The organism is Leucobacter coleopterorum (assembly GCF_011382985.1).
GTDB classification, from domain to species: Bacteria; Actinomycetota; Actinomycetes; order Actinomycetales; family Microbacteriaceae; genus Leucobacter; species Leucobacter coleopterorum.
Window position 1 is genome coordinate 902,349 of sequence record NZ_CP049933.1, and the last position, 19,961, is coordinate 922,309.

Here is a 19,961-nt window from a genome sequence, read left to right on the forward strand (position 1 = left end):
AGCGAATATGGTGAGCATGCGTGACAATTTTGCTTTCAGGTGATCCATCAGCAATTTTTGGTCTGCAAGCACCGTGAATGTTGCGTATTCTCATATCGATTCGCAACAAAGGAGTTCACCGTGCGCAAACTTGCTTTCACCCAGGCCCCACGCTGGCTGCACCAAAGATTGTTACCGCCGAGCGCATCCACGCGCTTGATGACAGCGCCTCAACGCCGGAAGCGTTTCTCGTGATTGATGATCGGATCCACCACGTTGGAGCTGTGGAGGAGTGCCGCGAGGCGGCGGGCAGGATCAGCGCACTTGATCCCGAGCTCATAGACCTCGGCGACAAGACGGTGGTGCCGGGCTTCATCGATGCCCACGCGCACCCCCTCATGCTCGGCCAGATGATGAGCTGGGTCGACTGCGGACCCGACAAAGCGAGCTCGATCCCTGAGATCGTAACCCTCCTCGCTGAGGCTGCAAAGGAACTGCCCGCCGGCCGACCGATTCGAGGTTACGGCTACGAGCAGCGTAACCTCGCCGAGCGCCGCCACCCAACCCGCTTTGAGCTCGATCAGGTCGCGACCGACCGCGAGGTCTACCTGATGAACGCCTCCGGCCACGGTGGTGTGGTCAACAGCTACACCTTCGAGCTGCACGGCGTCACCCGTGATACCCCCAACCCAAAGGGTGGCGAATTCTTCCGTGATGCCAACGGTGAACTCACCGGCGAGCTGTCTGACGCTGCGTGCAACGTGCTGACCGGACTCGAAGGAGTGAAGATCGGCCACCACGGCCCGAATTTCCACCTCGCTGACGAGCCCGACGAGCACAAACGCCAGCTCGCGGCGGCTCAGGAGAACTTCCTTGAGGGCGGTGTCACCACCATCGGCGACGCGCAGGTCAGCCGTCGTGAGTTCGACATGTACCTGCGCCTCGCCGAGTCGGGGGACTTGAAGGTGCGCGTCAGCATGTACCTGCTCTCGCATCTGCTCGAAGAAGCAATCGAGATGGGGCTGCACGGTCAGTTCGGCAACGAATACCTGAGCTTCGCCGGTATCAAGTTCTACTCCGATGGCACGCTTGGTGGCTGGACTGCCTACTTCCCAGACGGTTATGTCGGTGACCCCTGCCGCACCGGTCAGCTGTACCACGACCCCCGCGACTACACCGAGCTCATCGCGAAGGCGCACCGCGCTGGCCTGCAAACCGCGACCCATTCGCAGTCACCCACGGCACTCGAAATGGTCATCACCGCAATCGAAGCAGCGCAGACGGAGCGCCCCGATGCGGACGCCCGCCACCGCATCGAGCACTGTGGATTGCCGACCCCTGAGCAGATCACGCGCATGGCCGCTGCCGGCATTATGCCCGTCAATCAGCCACAGCATCACTACAACTGGGGTGAGGGAGTTGAGCAGGCAGTCGGCACTCCCGGTGAACGCTTCAACCCGCTCGGCGAGTTTGAGCGCGCGGGTGTGCCCGTAACGATTTCCTCGGACGCACCGGTCGCCGATCCTCGGCCCATGGAAGCGATCCAGGCAGCTGTCTCGCGGATCACCCGCCGTGGCACGCAACTCGGGTCCGACGACCTTGCGGTCTCGCTCGACACGGCGCTGCGCGCGCACACTATCTCCGCTGCCCGCGCACTCGGACGCGAAGACGAACTCGGCAGCATCGAAGTTGGCAAACGCGCCGACTTTGCAGTGCTTGACCGTGACCCGCACGCAACACCGATCCCTGAGCTCGCCCAGGTCGGCATCGCAGAAACCTGGATCGGCGGCGAACGTGTCTTCGCCCGATAAACCGCACGCTGATCACCACGCACGACCCCTCTCCATGTCCAGCAAAGGAGCTCATATGTCCACAACTACGGCGTCCCAGCCGAACACGCATAAGCGTGCCTTGAAGGGAGGTTTTGCCGCGCTCGTAGGCACCTCCATCGAGTGGTACGACTTCTACGTCTACGCCACCGCAGCCGCGATCATTTTCCCGAAGGTATTCTTCCCAGCGGATCTTGATCCTGCACTTGCGACGCTCGCGTCGTTCGGCACCTACGCGGTTGCCTTCTTCATGCGGCCACTCGGCGGCATCATCTTTGGTCACATTGGCGACAAGCTTGGACGCAAACCAGCGCTCACCATCACCCTCGTGCTGATGGGGGTTGCCACGACACTTGTCGGTTTGCTGCCGGGGTACGCCACGATTGGCATCTGGGGACCGGTCCTGCTGATTCTCTGCCGAATGCTGCAGGGGCTCGCGGTCGGCGGCGAGTGGGGTGGCGCAAGCCTCATGGCCGTCGAGAGCGCACCGTCGAAGTGGAAGAGCTTTTACGGTGGCTTCACCCAGGTCGGCAACCCACTCGGTGCCGCAATGGCAACGGGTGCGTTCTGGGCGCTTTCTGGTCTGGGCGAAGAAACGCTGTTGAGCTGGGGCTGGCGCCTGCCGTTCATCTTCAGCGTCGTGCTGATTGCCGTCGGTTTCTGGGTGCGCTACCGCGTTGAAGAGACCCCAGTGTTCGAACAAAAAGTGGAGGGTAAAGAGCAGTCGACCCCGATTCTCTTCGCGCTGAAGAACAACTGGCGACCGATTCTGCTCGGCTTCTGCATCATTGCGATGTCTTCAGGCGGCTACGTTATCGCCACCACATTCGTGCAGAACTACGCTGATACCCCGAGATCGGCCTTGATCCCGGGATCATTCTTGGGGCTCTGACGGTCGCCTCGCTCGTGGAGATGGTCGTTACCCTGCCGATTGCAGCGCTCGGCGACAAGATCGGTGTGAAGTGGGTCATGTACCTGGGCATTATTCCCTCATTCCTGGTCATCATCCCCTTGGTGCTCTCGATCCAGGCAAAGAACGTAGCTCTGATCTGGCTGTTCGTAATCTTGATTCGTGTCACGCTCAGTGGTGCGTGGGCCCCGCTGTCGACCCTGATGGCGCAGATGTTCCGCCCCCAGGCTCGGTACACCTCGATGTCGCTGTCCTATGGCATTGGTGCTGCCGTGTGGGGTGGCCTGTCTCCCGCGATCGCTTCGCTGCTGCTTGTCGTTACCGACGGCAACTTCTGGTCAGTGGTCGCCTTCTTCGGCTTGCTCACCCTGGCCGCCTGGATCGGCGTGCGTTTCGCGCCGCAGCACTCCGACACCGCCCCGGTCACGGGCTCTTTCACGGCCCGCACCGACACCACTGCAGTCAACATCTCTGATTCGTAACCTCGCATCTGCCCCTCGCGAATGCGAGGGGCAGATCGCCCCATCACTCTGAAGAACTCGAGGAACACATGCAAACCACCCCAAGCGCACGACCGGCTGGGTCGTCATGGAGACCCTTCGCGGCTACGGCATCGACACGGTCTTTGGTATCCCAGGCACCCACAACCTTGAGTTCTACCGGCCGCTCACCTCGCTCGGGATCCGTCCCGTTACAACCCGTCACGAACAGGGCGCGGGTTACGGTGCCGATGGCTGGTCTCTGCAGACCGGCCTGCCTGGTGTGGTGATCACCACCAGCGGCCCCGGACTGCTGAACGCTCTCTCTGCGGCCGGCACCGCCTACTGCGAGTCGCGACCGATGATCCTGCTGTCACCCGGACCCGCGCTCGGTGCGGAGTTCGCCGACGTTGGCACGCTCCACGAGACGAAGGATCAGCTCAGCGCTGCCTCCGCGATTGTCGAGTGGGGGCGCCGCGTTCGTTCTGCCGAGGAGGCGGTCGCCGCTGTGCACGATGCGTTCGAGCTGTTCGCAACGTCCAGGCCTCGCCCGGTCTACATCGAGGTGCCGCTCGACGTGCTTGAAGAGGTGACCGATCTCGCCGAGGCGGCCACCGCACCCCGTGTATTCGCCGCACCCGCGGCCGCAGATTCAAAGGCCGTCGCAGAGGCGGCGACGCTGCTAGCCTCGGCCGAGCGCCCCGCGATTCTTGCGGGCGGCGGCTCTCGCGGGGCTACTGCCGAGCTTCGGGCGCTCGCCGAGAGCCTGAGCGCGCCGGTCGTCACAACACTCAACGCAAAGGGTGTGCTCGATGAGTCCCATCCGCTTGCCGTCGGTTCTTGCCTGCGGCTAGCGGCGGGCCGTCAGGTCGCGCAGCAAGCTGACGTGTTGTTGGTTGTCGGCTCAAAGCTGGGGGAGGCCGAGCTGTGGGTTTCCGCCCTTGAAGCAGCGGGCACGGTGATTCGTGTAGACCTGCTCGAGTCGCAGATCTCAAAGAACCAGCGGGCAGATATCGGGCTGGTTGGCGACGCGGCCGCGACGCTCGCTGCTCTCAATGCGACGGTTCAGGATCGCGGAGCGGACACAAAACTCCTCGAGACGACTGCAGCCCGGGTGCGTGAGATCCGTGCTGCCGTGCGTGCCGAGTCGGCGGAGCTGTCGGCTGTCAACACAGAGCTTGCCGAGGCGATTGCTGCGGCGCTGCCGGCGAACGCGATCGTGGCGACCGACTCGTCGCAGATCGCTTACTGGGGGCTACTCAATACGCTTACCGTCGCCGAAGCAAACTCGACCCCCTACATGGCAACATACGCCACACTCGGTTACGGGCTGCCAGCGGCGCTCGGCTCGCGGATCGCAGCCCCACACCGTCCGTCGTTTGTTGTGACCGGCGACGGCGCGCTGATGTTCTCAATGAATGAGTTCATCACCGTGGTCGAGCAGGGTGAAGACGTCACCGTGATTGTTGTTGACAACGGCGGTTATGCAGAGATCAAGCAAAACGAGGCTGACGCTGGCATCGCGCCGGTTGGTGTTGATCTTGCGCAGCCCGATTGGGCCGCCGTCGCGACGGCCTTTGGTGGCAGGGGAACGCGGGTGACTGACGCAGCTGAGCTCTCCGCGGCGGTCGACGCGGCTGTTGCCTCGGGTGGCCTGCAGTTAATCCATATCGATCAGAACACCTTCTCGACGAATCAGGGGGCGTGAAACATGACGACATCCACACGACCCATCGCGGTCTACACCGATGTTGACGACACGGATCCCACCCCGGGAATCCGACTGCTCGAGGCGAACGGTTTTGAGGTGCGGGTGCTGGGCACGCGTGACCCCGACCAGATTATCGCCGGGGCTCAGGGGGCGACTGTCCTACTGCCCGGTTACGCAGAGATTCCGCGCCGCGTAATCGAGGCGCTGCCCGAGCTGAAGCTCATTGCACTCATGTCGATGGGGTTTGACTATGTTGACATCGAGGCCGCCACCGAACGCGGTATCTGGGTCACCAACGTTCCCGGTGCCGCGACGGAGGAGGTGGCGACCCACGCACTCGCGATCCTGCTCGCGAGTGTGCGCCAGCTGAACTTCTACACGAACTCTGCGAACCCGACCAACTGGAACGACCGCGCTCCCGCAGCTCCGCCGCGGCTCAGCGAGACCACCCTCGGTATCATCGGGCTTGGCAAGATCGGGCGTGAACTCGTCCGTCTCGCCGGGCCGCTGTTTGGGGACGTCGTTGGCTACGACCCGATGCTGCCCGATACCCCGAGGTGCGCGACGAGCTCGAGGCCTTGGGTGTTCGTCGTGCAGAACTCGAAGAGGTGCGAGCAACTGCCAACGTGCTCTCGCTTCACCTGCCGCTCACCCCGCAGACCGAGCGCATGGTTGATGCGGAGTTTATCGCGGCGATGCCGCGAGGTTCAGTGCTCGTCAATGTGTCGAGAGGAGCGCTCGTTGACCATGTCGCACTCGCTGCCGCGGTCGATGCGGGCCACCTGTCGGGGGCAGCCCTCGACGTGCTTGAGCAAGAACCCCCGGCACCCGACCATCCGATGCTGGGCCGAGATGACGTTGTGTTGACCCCGCACATTGCCTATTTCTCCGCGCGCACCGAGATCGAGTATGTACGCATTCAGGCGCAAAACGCGGTGGCAATGCAACTGGCGGGCATTCCAGAGACCCCCGTTAATCGCCCGGGGGCATAACGACCAGGAGTGGAAAGGCTAGGCCGATCCGCTCCACGCCGCGGGCACGAGGGTCCAGGTAATCTCGGCCCCTCGTCGTCGGTGCGCCAGGTGTGCGGAGTTGGACCGGGGAAGGTGATGGTGTCGCCAGCCTGCAGCTCTTCCTCGCGCCCCACGAGCACCAGTGTGAGGCGGCCGGAAATGACGTGGAGCACCTCAAGTGTGCAGTTGACCGTGTAGAGGGTGTCGCCGCCGGTGGCGTGCGGTCTGAGGGATGAGCGGATCACCTGCACCTCGTCAACGGATCGTGGGGTGACGAGCCGCTCATCCACGAGCTCTCCGCCCATGTTGATGTGGGGTGCATCCGCCAGCGCAATGCGTTGAATGTTCGGTTCTTCAAAAAGGCTGCCGATTGGCAGCGAGAGTGCCTGGCAGAGTTGCACGAGTGTCGGCACGCTGGGCAGAGTGTCGTCGCGCTCGATCCTGCTGATGAATCCCTTCGTGAGGCCGGTGGCCGTCGCGAGCTGCTCCAGTGTGAGCCGCTGCGAAGTGCGTGCGGTGCGGAGCTTTGCGCCGATTTGCACGTTGCCTTCGTCCGCTGTTGGGTGGACTGGGCGCACGGTCTGACCGTCCTTAATCTGCGAGATTTCGGGGCACGGCTTTGACCGCGCGGGGGATTCCAGCCTATAGTGTGAGAAAGTTAACTACCAGACTTCACAAGTTTACTGCCATGCAACTCGAAGGGATAAATAATCTTGAGTGATCACACCCCGCAGGGGCCGGTCGATGCAAGTCTCACGCCCCGCTACGCGGGCATCGCAACATTTGCAAAGCTGCCACGTATCGAAGACGTGCCCGCCGCAGACATCGCAGTTGTTGGGGTGCCGTTTGATAGCGGTGTGAGTTTCCGGCCCGGTGCCCGTTTTGGCCCAACACACGTACGCGAGGCCTCGCGTCTGCTGCGTCCGTACAACCCCGCGCAAGACGTTTCACCGTTCGCGGTCAAGCAGGTCGTTGACGCGGGTGATATTGTTGCCAACCCGTTCAGCCTCGACGAGGCAGTCCGTCAGGTCGAGGAAGCCGCGACAGAGTTGGGCGAGCGCGTTGACAAGATCGTCACGATCGGTGGCGACCACACCATCGCGTTGCCGCTGCTGCGTGCGATCAACAAGAAGCACGGCCCGGTCGCTGTCCTCCACTTTGACGCGCACATTGATACCTGGGACACGTACTTTGGTGCCCCGACCACACACGGCACTCCGTTCCGTCGGGCGTCAGAAGAGGGCCTCATCGACCTCACCGCCAGCATGCATGGTGGCACTCGCGGTCCGCTCTACGGCAAGGGTGACCTGGAAGACGACGTGAAGCTCGGCTTCCAGATCGTCACGAGCGAGTTTATCGAAGAGAACGGCGTGCCTGCCGCCCTCGAGCGCATCCGCGAGCGAGTGGGCGACAAACCCCTCTACATCTCGATCGATATTGACGTGCTCGATCCCGCGCATGCTCCCGGAACCGGCACCCCGGAGGCCGGCGGTCTGACCAGTCGTGAGATGCTGCGTCTCATTCGCGGGCTCGCAGATCTGCACATCGTCGGTGCCGATGTCGTTGAGGTTGCTCCTGCATACGACCACGCGCAGATCACCGCCGTGGCTGCGAGCCACGTTGTTTATGAACTGGTGAGTGCTATGGCAGCACGCGACTAGAACTTCCGCCTGAGGTGCGGTTCCTCGGATAGGCAGGGGCCCGGGGGCCGCACTTTACAACTCAATTCAACGGCGTATCGCCAACCCAATATTCTCGGGGAGAAATATTATGAACACACCAAGCGAAGCTGCAGTCCTTGCCGCGGCCGACAACATTATTCGCGCGTTCGCAGACACCGATACCGAAGCATACTTTGCTGGTTTCGCAAGCGACGCGACCTTCATCTTTCATCCAGAGGCCGCCCGCCTTGATTCGCGCGAGGCATACGAGCAGCTCTGGTCCTCGTGGCTTGAAGCAGGCTGGCGGGTCACCGCGTGCACGTCGACTGATCGCCTCGTGCAGGCGTTTCCGGGCGGCGCGGTCTTCAGCCACACCGTCGCCACGAGCATCGACTCGAACGACGGCCCCGATTCGTATGTCGAGCGGGAAAGCATCATCTTTCGCGCCGACGAAGACGGGTCACTAACGGCGATCCACGAGCACCTCTCAACGACGCCTGAAACTGAGGCGGCGGCATCATGAGTTCACCAGAAACCATGGCCGTCAACCTCGACGGCGACGACGACTCCGCCGGTCCCGTACGCGGCACGCAGTCGTTGCTCCGCATCGGAATGATCTGGCTCGCGGCTAACCTCGTGGTCACCACGCTGCTCACCGGAACCCTCTTCACACCCGCCGTGTCGTTTGGCACGGCGAGCGCGATGATCGTGGTGGGTACTTTGATTGGCGTTGTGGTGCTTGTGCTTGTTGGCAACATGGGAACCCGCACCGGTCTGCCGACCATGGCGCTGACGCGTGGTTCATTTGGCATCCGTGGCAGTGTGCTTCCAGCGGCGGCCAACCTGATCATCCTGATGGGTTGGAGCTGGGTGCAGGCGATGCTCGCTGGCGTCACCGTGAATTACCTCGTGCACGAGGCGACTGGGTTCTCAAACCCGATGCTGTTCTCCGCGCTCTGCCAAGCGATTGTTGTGGTGCTCGCCATCTTTGGGCACACCGGCATTTCGCGGGTTGAGCCCTGGCTCGCACTCGCGATCCTCATTGTGATGGGGTTTGTGTTCGCGACTGCATTCGGAGCGTTCTCGCCGTCTGAGTTTGCGGCGATCCCGGTCGACGCCTCGCTTGGCGGCACCCCGTTCATCACGCTCGACATGGTGATCGCAACCGCGATTTCTTGGACAGTGCTTTCGGCGGATATGAACCGGCACGCAAAGAGCAGCAAAGCGGGCATCATTGGGTCGGGGATCGGCTACACGCTGTCGACCTCGATTGCGATGTTCCTCGGGCTCGTCGCCTTCTCCGCGGTGCTGCTCCGCGGGCACGAGGCGACGCCGTTTGATCCGACTGTCATTGTTGCTGACTTTGGCTGGCCGCTCGGTATCGCCATTTTCTTGTCGGTGATGGCGACCAATACCATGGTGGTGTTCGGGATGGTGACTTCAGTGGTCAATGCGCAGTCCAAGTGGCACCTGAAATTTTTGCCGACCGCGCTGGTGCTCGGGGCCGTCTCGGTCATTGGTTCGACGTTCCTTGGTCTGTTGAACCAGTTCACTGATTTCCTGTTTGTGATCAGCGCGTTTTTCGTGCCGGTGTTTGCGATCATGATCGCTGACTATTACCTCCTGAAAAAACGTGGTTATTCCCGCCAGATTCTGCACGAGCGACCTGAGAGTCGCTACTGGTATCTCTGTGGTGTGAACTGGGTTGCTGTTGCCGTCTGGGTGATCGGTGCCGTGTTGTCGTACCTGCTGGCATACATCACCCCGAGCCCGATTGGCGCGAACATTCCGGCGTTCGCCGTGAGTTTTTTGCTCTACCTAGGTTTGATGCTGCTCATCGGCCATAATGGTGCGATGGGCCTCCGGGATCCGCGCGATGCGCAGCCAACGGGACACCTGCTCGATGGCGCTGACGAGACCGCAGCGCTGCGGTTAGGTGGGTGACCGCTGACTCTCGCTAGCTGTCGATCTGCTCAGAAGCGAGTCGACTCCTTGGAGCCGTCCACGGTTTCGGCTCGCTTTGCTGTTCCAGTTGGCCAAGACGAAGCGGGGCTTGCCTCAGACCCCTCAAACCCGAGATGATCTTGGAGACAGATGAGGAGTTCTGGATGTCACTGGGCAGCACACCCGAGGCGGATCACACCCGCATGCACTCGGTTTCAGACGAGACCCGGCGAATTGTGGATCAGGTCCTCGAATACTCCCGGCGCAGAATCCTCGCAGACAACACGCCGCTCGACCATGCAGCCACGGCGGCCGAGCTCAAGCGCATCGCTGGCACTACGATCAACGAAGAAGGGATCGGGGCTTCCAGGGCGCTTGCCGTGTTTGAGCACGTGCTCGCACCCGCGTGTATCACCACTGATCACCCGCAGTTCCTGTCGTTCATTCCGAGTGCCCTTCGAAGGCCGCGGTTGCGTTCGACCTGGTGGTGTCCGCGAGCGCGCTCTACGGCGGCTCGTGGCTCGAGGGGCCGGGGTGGTGCACGCTGAAAATGAAGTGCTGACCTGGCTGGCCAATGAGTTTGGCTTACCTTCGGGATCGGGTGGCGTGTTTGTGCAGGGAGGCACAATCGGAAATCTGTCAGCGCTCGTTGCTGCCCGAGAATACGCGCGGGAGCGTATTGACGATCGCGATGCTCCGCGCGGTCGTTGGGTGATCGTGTGCAGTGCGGAGGCGCACTCGTCGATTGCATCCGCTGCGCGAGTCATGGACGTTGACGTGGTCGCCGTTCCCGTGAGCGATGACGGAGTGCTGCGTGCTCCCGAGGTGCGCGAGGCGCTTGAGCAATACGGTGATCAGGTCATCGCTGTTGTGGCCACCACCGGATCCACAAACTTTGGGATCGTCGACGACGTTGCTGGAATCGCGGCGCTCAAGCAAGACTTCGACTTTTGGCTCCACATTGACGGGGCCTACGGGCTCACCGCGATGCTCTCCCCGCTGACGCGGCATTTGTACGCGGGTGTGGAAGCCGCTGATTCCGTCATCGTTGATCCGCACAAGTGGATCTTTGCGCCCTACGATGCCTGCGCGCTCATCTACCGCGACCCCGAAATTGGGCGTCGTGCGCACACCCAGCACGCAGAGTACCTCGACACCCTGACTGAGGCAGCAGAGTGGAGCCCCTCCGACTACGCGGCGCAGTTGACGCGGCGGCCTCGTGGACTTCCGCTGTGGTTCTCGCTCGCGACCTATGGCGCAGCGGCCTACCGCGAAGCGATTGGACACGCGATCCTGCTCGCGCGCCAGATTGCCGAGGAAATCGCGCGTCGACCCGGGCTGACTTTGGTTCGGGATCCACAACTCTCCGTTGTGGTGTTCGAACGTGACGGGTGGGAGCGAGAGGACTACAACAGGTGGTCCGACCGACTCTTGGCGGACCAGCAAGCGTTTGTCGTACCGAGTTCATACCGGGGCGGCCCAACACTCGCTTTGCGATTGTGAACCCGCTCACCACCTTCGAGCAGCTCACCGCGATCCTGGACACAATGGCGTAACGTGGTGCGACACGCCCGGGTAGGGGGCGCAGCTTGCGGGGAGGGTGGATCCCCGTAATGTTATCTCTTGTCAGCGCGACGGAGCGGGCAGCGAGAGCGGCCCGCTGATAACGTTGCGCTCAAGACTTACCGCCACAGCTCGTGGAACTCGGTCTTCGGAACGAGTGAGTTTTGCATGTGAGGGAATTTGATTCCAACACGGATTTGCAAGATGAAATCGGGTGTGGTAAGTTTGACAGGTTGCTTTTCGGAAGCCCGGTTGGGTGTGTACGGGGGTGTCTGGTCCTTGAGAACTCAATAGTGTGCACTTTAATTGTCAAATGCCAATTATTTATCCCGTCGCTGATCACGTTTTGTGGTTGGTTGATGGCGATTCCTTTTGGACAAAACATATATGAACGTCAGTAATGATGTTTGTTTTTTTGTCAGGTTGAACTCGTTCACGTTCTAGCTTATTCCGCTGGTCGTGGGCATGTAATTTTTTACGGAGAGTTTGATCCTGGCTCAGGACGAACGCTGGCGGCGTGCTTAACACATGCAAGTCGAACGATGAAGCCCAGCTTGCTGGGTGGAAGAGTGGCGAACGGGTGAGTAACACGTGAGTAACCTGCCCTGACTCTGGGATAAGCGCTAGAAATGGCGTCTAATACTGGATATGACCTATCACCGCATGGTGTGTGGGTGGAAAGATTTATCGGTTGGGGATGGACTCGCGGCCTATCAGCTTGTTGGTGAGGTAATGGCTCACCAAGGCGACGACGGGTAGCCGGCCTGAGAGGGTGACCGGCCACACTGGGACTGAGACACGGCCCAGACTCCTACGGGAGGCAGCAGTGGGGAATATTGCACAATGGGCGCAAGCCTGATGCAGCAACGCCGCGTGAGGGATGACGGCCTTCGGGTTGTAAACCTCTTTTAGTAGGGAAGAAGCGAAAGTGACGGTACCTGCAGAAAAAGCACCGGCTAACTACGTGCCAGCAGCCGCGGTAATACGTAGGGTGCAAGCGTTGTCCGGAATTATTGGGCGTAAAGAGCTCGTAGGCGGCTTGTCGCGTCTGCTGTGAAAACCCGGAGCTCAACTCCGGGCCTGCAGTGGGTACGGGCAAGCTAGAGTGCGGTAGGGGAGATTGGAATTCCTGGTGTAGCGGTGGAATGCGCAGATATCAGGAGGAACACCGATGGCGAAGGCAGATCTCTGGGCCGTAACTGACGCTGAGGAGCGAAAGCATGGGGAGCGAACAGGATTAGATACCCTGGTAGTCCATGCCGTAAACGTTGGGAACTAGATGTAGGGCCTGTTCCACGGGTTCTGTGTCGTAGCTAACGCATTAAGTTCCCCGCCTGGGAGTACGGCCGCAAGGCTAAAACTCAAAGGAATTGACGGGGGCCCGCACAAGCGGCGGAGCATGCGGATTAATTCGATGCAACGCGAAGAACCTTACCAAGGCTTGACATATACGAGAACGGGCGAGAGATCGTCAACTCTTTGGACACTCGTAAACAGGTGGTGCATGGTTGTCGTCAGCTCGTGTCGTGAGATGTTCGGTTAAGTCCGGCAACGAGCGCAACCCTCGTCCTATGTTGCCAGCACGTTATGGTGGGAACTCATGGGATACTGCCGTGGTCAACACGGAGGAAGGTGGGGATGACGTCAAATCATCATGCCCCTTATGTCTTGGGCTTCACGCATGCTACAATGGCCGATACAATGGGCTGCGATACCGCGAGGTGGAGCGAATCCCAAAAAGTCGGTCTCAGTTCGGATTGGGGTCTGCAACTCGACCCCATGAAGTCGGAGTCGCTAGTAATCGCAGATCAGCAACGCTGCGGTGAATACGTTCCCGGGCCTTGTACACACCGCCCGTCAAGTCATGAAAGTCGGTAACACCCGAAGCCGGTGGCCTAACCCTTGTGGAGGGAGCCGTCGAAGGTGGGACTGGTGATTAGGACTAAGTCGTAACAAGGTAGCCGTACCGGAAGGTGCGGCTGGATCACCTCCTTTCTAAGGAGCACTCAACCCCTTGTGGGTTGCAGAATGGCTCGAACAGTGGCGAATGTTCACTGCGAGCTGCTCATGGGTGGAACATTCGACAAGACAAGTCTTGATTCATTCGTCTGTGTTAGTACACCGGATCCTTTGTGGGTCTGGTCGGAACAGGTGGGCGACTCGAGTGAAGGCTTTACTTAAGTGCATACTATTGGGTCCTGAAGGCCCAGCCACCACGGTAATGGTCGTTCCCTGAATTTGGGGAGTGGTTGTTGGTGTGGGAACTGAGTCTTCGACCCTGGGTTGTGGAACATGTTGTCCATGGCGCGGGGATCGACCGTACGTTGAGAACTACACAGTGGACGCGAGCATCTTTCAAGACAAGGATGTGCTTCTCTCCTTCGCGGAGAGTAGTGCTTGTCTTGTCTTGAGATACTTTATTTTTAATTTCATTGGTCGCACACCATTTTTTGGTGTGTGTCTTTTTATGATGATTATGCTTATGTGATTTCAAGTTTTTAAGAGCAAACGGTGGATGCCTTGGCATCTGGAGCCGAAGAAGGACGTAGTAATCTGCGATAAGCCTCGGGGAGCCGATAAACGGGCTGTGATTCGAGGATTTCCGAATGGGGAAACCCCGCCAGGGCGCTTGCGTACCTGGTGACTCCCGCCTGAATATATAGGGCGGGTAGAGGGAACGGGGGGAAGTGAAACATCTCAGTACCCCAGGAAGAGAAAACAACATGTGATTCCGGTAGTAGTGGCGAGCGAAACCGGATGAGGCTAAACCAGTCATGTGTGATACCCGGCAGGGGTTGCATGGTTGGGGTTGTGGGACATGCCTGAGTGGTCTGCCGGCCACTCGACGTGAATGTGTAGCTATAGGAGAACCGCTTGGAACGGCGGACCGGAGTGGGTGAGAGTCCCGTATCCGAAATGGTGGCACTGCGTGGTGTGTATCCCAAGTAGCACGGGGCCCGAGAAATCCCGTGTGAATCTGTCAGGACCACCTGATAAGCCTAAATACTCCCAGATGACCGATAGCGGACTAGTACCGTGAGGGAAAGGTGAAAAGTACCCCGGGAGGGGAGTGAAATAGTACCTGAAACCGTTTGCTTACAATCCGTTGGAGCACCCTTGTAGGTGTGACAGCGTGCCTTTTGAAGAATGAGCCTGCGAGTTAGCGATATGTGGCGAGGTTAACCCGTGTGGGGTAGCCGTAGCGAAAGCGAGTCTGAATAGGGCGATTCAGTCGCATGTCCTAGACCCGAAGCGAAGTGATCTATCCATGGCCAGGTTGAAGCGCGTGTAAGAGCGCGTGGAGGACCGAACCCACTTAGGTTGAAAACTGAGGGGATGAGCTGTGGATAGGGGTGAAAGGCCAATCAAACTTCGTGATAGCTGGTTCTCTCCGAAATGCATTTAGGTGCAGCGTTGCGTGTTTCTTGCCGGAGGTAGAGCTACTGGATGGCCGATGGGCCCTACAAGGTTACTGACGTCAGCTAAACTCCGAATGCCGGTAAGTGAGAGCGCAGCAGTGAGACAGTGGGGGATAAGCTTCATTGTCGAGAGGGAAACAACCCAGATCACCAACTAAGGTCCCAAAGCGCGTGCTAAGTGGAAAAGGATGTGGAGTTGCTGTGACAACCAGGAGGTTGGCTTAGAAGCAGCCACCCTTGAAAGAGTGCGTAATAGCTCACTGGTCAAGTGATTCCGCGCCGACAATGTAACGGGGCTCAAGCACGCCACCGAAGTTGTGGCATTCATATAACAGGTAGGCCTTCGTGGTCCAGCCGTATGGATGGGTAGGAGAGCGTCGTGTGGCGAGTGAAGCGGCGGTGTGAACCAGCCGTGGATGCCACACGAGTGAGAATGCAGGCATGAGTAGCGAAAGACGGGTGAGAAACCCGTCCTCCGGAAGACCAAGGGTTCCAGGGTCAAGCTAATCTTCCCTGGGTAAGTCGGGACCTAAGGCGAGGCCGACAGGCGTAGTCGATGGACAACGGGTTGATATTCCCGTACCGGCGGTAAACCGTCAAAGACCTAACGAGTAGTGCTAAGCAAACTGAAGCTTCACGGATCCTTCGGGTGATGTGGGGTGGAGGCTGCGAACCCAAACTCGGGTGGTGAGCGTGAGGTGTGACGCAGGAAGGTAGCCTGTGCCGGGCGATGGTTGTCCCGGTGTAAATGTGTAGCCTGTCGATTATTAATAGTTTTCGGCTTTGGGTGAGACATGATGCGGACCCGTATGGGGAAGCAGGTGATCCTATGCTGCCGAGAAAAGCATCGACGTGAGGTTTGCTGTTGCCCGTACCCCAAACCGACTCAGGTGGTCAGGTAGAGAATACTCAGGAGATCGAGATAATCATGGTGAAGGAACTCGGCAAAATGCCCCCGTAACTTCGGGAGAAGGGGGCCATCCACTTATTAGGATTTACTCCGAAAGGGTGTGGTGGCCGCAGAGACCAGTGGGAAGCGACTGTTTACTAAAAACACAGGTCCGTGCTAACACGCAAGTGGACGTATACGGACTGACGCCTGCCCGGTGCTGGAAGGTTAAGAGGAGAGGTTAGACTTTCGGGTCGAAGCTTTGAATTTAAGCCCCAGTAAACGGCGGTGGTAACTATAACCATCCTAAGGTAGCGAAATTCCTTGTCGGGTAAGTTCCGACCTGCACGAATGGCGTAACGACTTCCCAGCTGTCTCCACCGTGAACTCGGCGAAATTGCACTACGAGTAAAGATGCTCGTTACGCGCAGAAGGACGGAAAGACCCCGTGACCTTTACTACAGCTTGGTATTGGTGTTCGGTGTGGCTTGTGTAGGATAGGTGGGAGACTGTGAAGCAGGGACGCTAGTTCTTGTGGAGTCATTGTTGAAATACCACTCTGGTCATATTGGATATCTAACTACGGACCCTGATCGGGTTCTGGGACAGTGCCTGGTGGGTAGTTTAACTGGGGCGGTTGCCTCCTAAAAAGTAACGGAGGCGCCCAAAGGTTCCCTCAGCCTGGTTGGCAATCAGGTGGCGAGTGTAAGTGCACAAGGGAGCTTGACTGTGAGACTGACAGGTCGAGCAGGGACGAAAGTCGGGACTAGTGATCCGGCAGTGGCTTGTGGAAGCGCTGTCGCTCAACGGATAAAAGGTACCTCGGGGATAACAGGCTGATCTTGCCCAAGAGTCCATATCGACGGCATGGTTTGGCACCTCGATGTCGGCTCGTCGCATCCTGGGGCTGGAGTTGGTCCCAAGGGTTGGGCTGTTCGCCCATTAAAGCGGTACGCGAGCTGGGTTTAGAACGTCGTGAGACAGTTCGGTCCCTATCCTCTGCGCGCGTTGGAAATTTGAGAGGATCTGACCCTAGTACGAGAGGACCGGGTTGGACGAACCTCTGGTGTGCCAGTTGTTCTGCCAAGGGCATGGCTGGTTGGCTACGTTCGGGATGGATAACCGCTGAAAGCATCTAAGCGGGAAGCCGGCCTCGAGATGAGATTTCCGTCACCCTTTGTGGTGGTGAGGCTCCCAGTAGATGACTGGGTTGATAGGCCAGATGTGGAAGTGGGGTAACTCATGGAGCTGACTGGTACTAATAAGCCGATGACTTGACTTCAACCCCAACACTCTTTCAGGGTGGGTGGGGACATGAGAGAATTTTGTAACGATAATCGCGTCCGCTTTGTGGTTCTTGACGTACGGCCACACACTCCTAAAATGAAGTGGGGTGTGGGACATGTCAATAGAGTTACGGTGGTTATAGCGTCAGGGAAACGCCCGGTCACATTCCGAACCCGGAAGCTAAGACTGACAGCGCCGATGGTACTGCGAGGGGGACCTCGTGGGAGAGTAGGACACCGCCGGACAACTTTTCAAGAGGAGGGTTGTGTAGTGATTGCCAAAGCTGGCTCTCACTACACAGCCCTTTTCGCATTTATAGACTCTTACTTAAACAGCGACAACTCGGGAGAAATAACATGAACGACCGTCCACAGAGGAACGACCGGTCCGACCGCGACCCCCGAGATCGCAACAACCGCGGTGGCCAGCGTGGTGCCGGTGGCCAGCGTGGCGGCTATGACCGCAGCGATCGGCCTCGGCGAGACGAGCGCGGTGGTAGGGAACAGCGCGGTAGCCATGACCGCAGCGAGCGTCCCAGGAGAGACTTCGATCGTAAGGATCGGCCACAGCGTTCCGGCTATGGTCGGGATGAACGTCCGCAACGTCCCAGCTACGGTCGTGACGAGCGGCCCCAGCGCACGGGTTACGGCCGTGATGACCAGCGTCCGCAGCGTGACGACCGCGGTGGGCGGGAGGAGCGTGGCGGCTACGACCGCAACGGCCGTCCCCGGCGCTCGAGCTATGGGAGTGACGAGCGCTCAGACCGTCCCGGCTACGGTCGTGACGAGCAGCGTCGACAGCGCGGCGGCTACAGCCGTGATGATCGTGGTGGCCGCGAGCAGCGTTCCGGAGACGACCGTCCACAGCGTTCATTCGACCGCAACGATCGCCCGCGGCGTGACGCCCGAGGCGGTCGCGACCAGCGGTCGGGTGGGGATCGTCCGCAGCGTTCCTTTGATCGTAGCGACCGACCCCAGCGTAATGATCGCCCGCACCGCGACTATGATCGTGGTGACCGCAATGACCGTCCGCAGCGCGACGGCGGACGCCCGGAGCGTCGTGACTTCGACCGCGGCGACCGCGGTTCTCGCGAGCAGCGCGGAAGCGCCGCGAGCTACGGCCGAGGCGGCACTCGCGGCGACAACCGCAGTGACCGCGGCGGCCGTGACCGCGAGTTCACCGAGGCAGAGCGCCTGCAGCACGAGCTTCGCCCCGTGCGAGCCAGTCACCAAGACCCGGTGATTCCCGAAGAGGTTCAGCCTCGCGACCTGCACCCCGCAGCACGTAACGAACTCAAGACGCTGCAAGCCGATATTCAGGAGCGGGTAGCGCGGCACCTCGCGATGGTCGCGTTCCTTATTGAAGAGGATCCCGAGCTCGCGCACCAGCACGCACTCTCGGCAAGTCGCCGTGCGGGCCGGATCCCGGTCACTCGCGAAACCCTCGCTATCACCGCCTACCGCACCGGCGATTTTGCGCTCGCTCTGCGTGAATTGCGCACCTATCGACGCCTAAGCGGACTCGACAACCACGTTGCGTTGATGGTCGACTGCGAGCGCGGTCTTGGCCGCCCCGAGCGTGCGATCGAGACGGGTCTTGCGGCAGACGCATCGACGCTGGATACCGAGCAGCGTGTGCACCTCGCAATTGCGATGTCCGGTGCGCGTCTCGACTTGGGCCAGACTCAGCAGGCACTCTTCGAACTGGAGATTCCTGAGCTCAACCCCGCGAAGGCCTTCTCCTGGAGCTCACACCTGTTTGGCGCCTATGCCGCGGTGCTCGAGGATCTTGGACGTGAGAGCGAAGCCGCAGAGTGGGAGGCTCGTTCGGAGCAAGCCGCAAACGCGGTGCAGAACCTTGTCGGGGCACACGACGAGCTTGAGGTCTTTGAGATCTATGAGACAGAGTACGATGCGGTCGAAGAAACTGACGAAGACTTCAGCGACGACACCGATGCTGCGCAGGACGCAGACCCAACCGGCGACGCGGATGTTTCCAAAGACACAGGCCTTTCTCAAGACACAGACGCTGCCGACGAGGGGGACGACTCTGTTGGCGAGGCGATCCTCGAAGATTCGGCGTTCGCTGACAGCGCGGATGAGTCTGCAGGAAATGATGCAGAGCCTGCGGTCGCCGACATTTCGATCGAAGACGAGGTCGATGAGTTGCTTGCCGAGGCTGGAATCATTGACAGTGATGAGCTGAGCGCAGAAAACCAGGACGGAAACGAACAGGAGGCTAAATAATGGCCTTCTGGAACAAGAGCTCGGCGTTTGATCCCGCTCCAATCGAGGGGAGGCAACTGCTCCTCACCGACCTTGACGGAGTTGTGTACCGCGGGCCGGGCGCGATCCCGAACGCTGTGGAGCAGCTGAACCGGGCAGAGATCCGCCTCGGGTATCTCACAAACAACGCCTCCCGTAGCGACCGCGCAGTGGCCGAACAGCTGCGCGGGTTCGGTCTGCGGGCCGAGGCGTCTGACGTGGTGACCTCACCTCAGGCCGCGGTTGCGTTGCTCGCGGAAACGATCCAGCGCGGTTCTCGTGTGCTCGTGGTTGGTGGTGAGGGCCTCACCGATGAACTCAGCAAAGCTGGCTTCGAGATCACGCGGAGCGCCGACGACAATCCTGCTGCGGTAGTGCAGGGGTTTGATCCCTCCGTCGGTTGGGAACATCTCGCAGAGGCTGCCTTTGCACTTGCTGAGGAGTCGGGCCGCGATCCGCTTCCCTGGATCGCTACCAATACCGACTGGACGATTCCGGTTGCTCGTGGCCTTGCGCCGGGCAACGGCACGCTCGTGTCAGCTGTGCACACTGCTGTGCAGCGCCTGCCTGTTTTTGCGGGCAAACCTGAGACGCCGATCTACGAGGCCGCATTTGAGCGATTTGGCACCCGAAACGCGTTGATGATCGGCGATCGTCTCGATACCGACATTAAGGGAGCGCGCGCCGCGGGCATCGCCTCCGTGCATGTGCTCACCGGTGTGGACCGGCCGAAGCAGCTTGTTGCGGCATCGAAAGATATGCAGCCCGACTACATCGTCGCGTCGCTTGCTGAACTGCACGAACCATACCCATCGGTGGAGACGCTGAAAGACGGGTCAGTGCGGGTCGGCAGCGCGCGCGTGCGCATGGACGGCCATATCGCTTCGGTGGTTGCCGAGGGGGACTCGCAGATCAACCTGCTGCGTGCAGGTTGTGCGGCGATTTGGGCTTCGGGGCTCGCGATCTATGGACTTCAGGTTCCTGAGATTCTCTATGAGGATCACTGGCGCTAA

General features: G+C 59.9%; 9 protein-coding genes, 3 rRNA genes and 3 pseudogenes. 14 read left to right on the plus strand and 1 reads right to left on the minus strand.

Going from position 1 to position 19,961, the window contains the following annotated elements:
* Positions 1 to 77: 77 nt before the first annotated feature.
* The 5 genes and pseudogenes from G7066_RS04175 to G7066_RS16860 all read left to right on the plus strand — a co-directional run bounded on the left by G7066_RS04175 (position 78) and on the right by G7066_RS16860 (position 5,900).
* Positions 78 to 1,790 carry an amidohydrolase gene (locus tag G7066_RS04175; protein WP_166329305.1) on the plus strand — a complete coding sequence of 571 codons (1,713 nt, stop codon included), beginning with the start codon at positions 78 to 80 and terminating at the stop codon, positions 1,788 to 1,790.
* 55 nt (positions 1,791 to 1,845) lie between these two features.
* Positions 1,846 to 3,200: pseudogene (locus G7066_RS04180) on the plus strand (MFS transporter).
* Positions 3,201 to 3,306: 106 nt separating this feature from the next.
* Positions 3,307 to 4,905 carry a thiamine pyrophosphate-binding protein gene (locus tag G7066_RS04185; protein ID WP_166329307.1) on the plus strand — a complete coding sequence of 533 codons (1,599 nt, stop codon included), beginning with the start codon at positions 3,307 to 3,309 and terminating at the stop codon, positions 4,903 to 4,905.
* Between the two features lie 3 nt (positions 4,906 to 4,908).
* Positions 4,909 to 5,382: pseudogene (locus tag G7066_RS16855) on the plus strand (Rossmann-fold NAD(P)-binding domain-containing protein); the annotation flags it as partial.
* Positions 5,383 to 5,465: 83 nt separating this feature from the next.
* Positions 5,466 to 5,900 (plus strand): NAD(P)-dependent oxidoreductase, encoded by a 435-nt coding sequence (locus tag G7066_RS16860; RefSeq protein ID WP_280116237.1) that lies wholly within the window; start codon positions 5,466 to 5,468, stop codon positions 5,898 to 5,900.
* Here G7066_RS16860 and G7066_RS04195 read toward each other — a convergent pair.
* Positions 5,828 to 6,499 carry a helix-turn-helix domain-containing protein gene (locus tag G7066_RS04195; protein ID WP_341873854.1) on the minus strand — a complete coding sequence of 224 codons (672 nt, stop codon included), beginning with the start codon at positions 6,497 to 6,499 and terminating at the stop codon, positions 5,828 to 5,830. The two genes, G7066_RS16860 and G7066_RS04195, sit on opposite strands and share 73 nt — an antisense overlap.
* A gap of 135 nt (positions 6,500 to 6,634) precedes the next feature.
* Here G7066_RS04195 and speB point away from each other — a divergent pair, with 135 nt between their 5' ends.
* From speB to G7066_RS04240, 9 genes and pseudogenes are all read left to right on the plus strand, one after another.
* Positions 6,635 to 7,582 carry an agmatinase gene (speB, locus tag G7066_RS04200; protein ID WP_166329309.1) on the plus strand — a complete coding sequence of 316 codons (948 nt, stop codon included), beginning with the start codon at positions 6,635 to 6,637 and terminating at the stop codon, positions 7,580 to 7,582.
* A 109-nt stretch (positions 7,583 to 7,691) separates the two neighbouring features.
* Positions 7,692 to 8,105: a YybH family protein gene (locus tag G7066_RS04205; protein WP_166329311.1), complete on the plus strand. Its 414-nt coding sequence runs from the start codon at positions 7,692 to 7,694 to the stop codon at positions 8,103 to 8,105.
* Entirely contained in the window at positions 8,102 to 9,526 is a 1,425-nt protein-coding gene (locus G7066_RS04210) for a purine-cytosine permease family protein (RefSeq protein ID WP_166329313.1), read from the plus strand. The genes G7066_RS04205 and G7066_RS04210 overlap by 4 nt, the downstream gene beginning before the upstream one ends.
* Positions 9,527 to 9,690: 164 nt before the next feature.
* Positions 9,691 to 11,082, plus strand: a pseudogene (locus tag G7066_RS04215) (pyridoxal phosphate-dependent decarboxylase family protein).
* A gap of 481 nt (positions 11,083 to 11,563) precedes the next feature.
* Positions 11,564 to 13,084, plus strand: a 16S ribosomal RNA gene (locus tag G7066_RS04220).
* 493 nt (positions 13,085 to 13,577) lie between these two features.
* Positions 13,578 to 16,679: ribosomal RNA gene (locus G7066_RS04225) — 23S ribosomal RNA — on the plus strand.
* A 133-nt stretch (positions 16,680 to 16,812) separates the two neighbouring features.
* A 5S ribosomal RNA gene (gene rrf, locus G7066_RS04230) occupies positions 16,813 to 16,929 on the plus strand.
* Together the 16S, 23S and 5S rRNA genes form the textbook arrangement of a ribosomal RNA operon.
* Before the next feature lie 111 nt (positions 16,930 to 17,040).
* Positions 17,041 to 18,930: a hypothetical protein gene (locus G7066_RS15730; protein ID WP_244303279.1), complete on the plus strand. Its 1,890-nt coding sequence runs from the start codon at positions 17,041 to 17,043 to the stop codon at positions 18,928 to 18,930.
* Positions 18,930 to 19,961, plus strand: a complete 1,032-nt coding sequence (locus G7066_RS04240) for an HAD-IIA family hydrolase (RefSeq protein ID WP_166329315.1) — start codon at positions 18,930 to 18,932, stop codon at positions 19,959 to 19,961. Before G7066_RS15730 ends, G7066_RS04240 begins: the two co-directional genes overlap by 1 nt.

Bases quoted from the DNA above. Each gene is read 5' to 3' on its own strand.
- G7066_RS04175 (WP_166329305.1), top strand. From the start codon at position 78: ATGTTGCGTATTCTCATATCGATTCGCAACAAAGGAGTTCACCGTGCG.
- G7066_RS04185 (WP_166329307.1), top strand. From the start codon at position 3,307: ATGGAGACCCTTCGCGGCTACGGCATCGACACGGTCTTTGGTATCCCA.
- G7066_RS04205 (WP_166329311.1), top strand. From the start codon at position 7,692: ATGAACACACCAAGCGAAGCTGCAGTCCTTGCCGCGGCCGACAACATT.
- G7066_RS04210 (WP_166329313.1), top strand. From the start codon at position 8,102: ATGAGTTCACCAGAAACCATGGCCGTCAACCTCGACGGCGACGACGAC.
- G7066_RS15730 (WP_244303279.1), top strand. From the start codon at position 17,041: ATGAACGACCGTCCACAGAGGAACGACCGGTCCGACCGCGACCCCCGA.
- G7066_RS04240 (WP_166329315.1), top strand. From the start codon at position 18,930: ATGGCCTTCTGGAACAAGAGCTCGGCGTTTGATCCCGCTCCAATCGAG.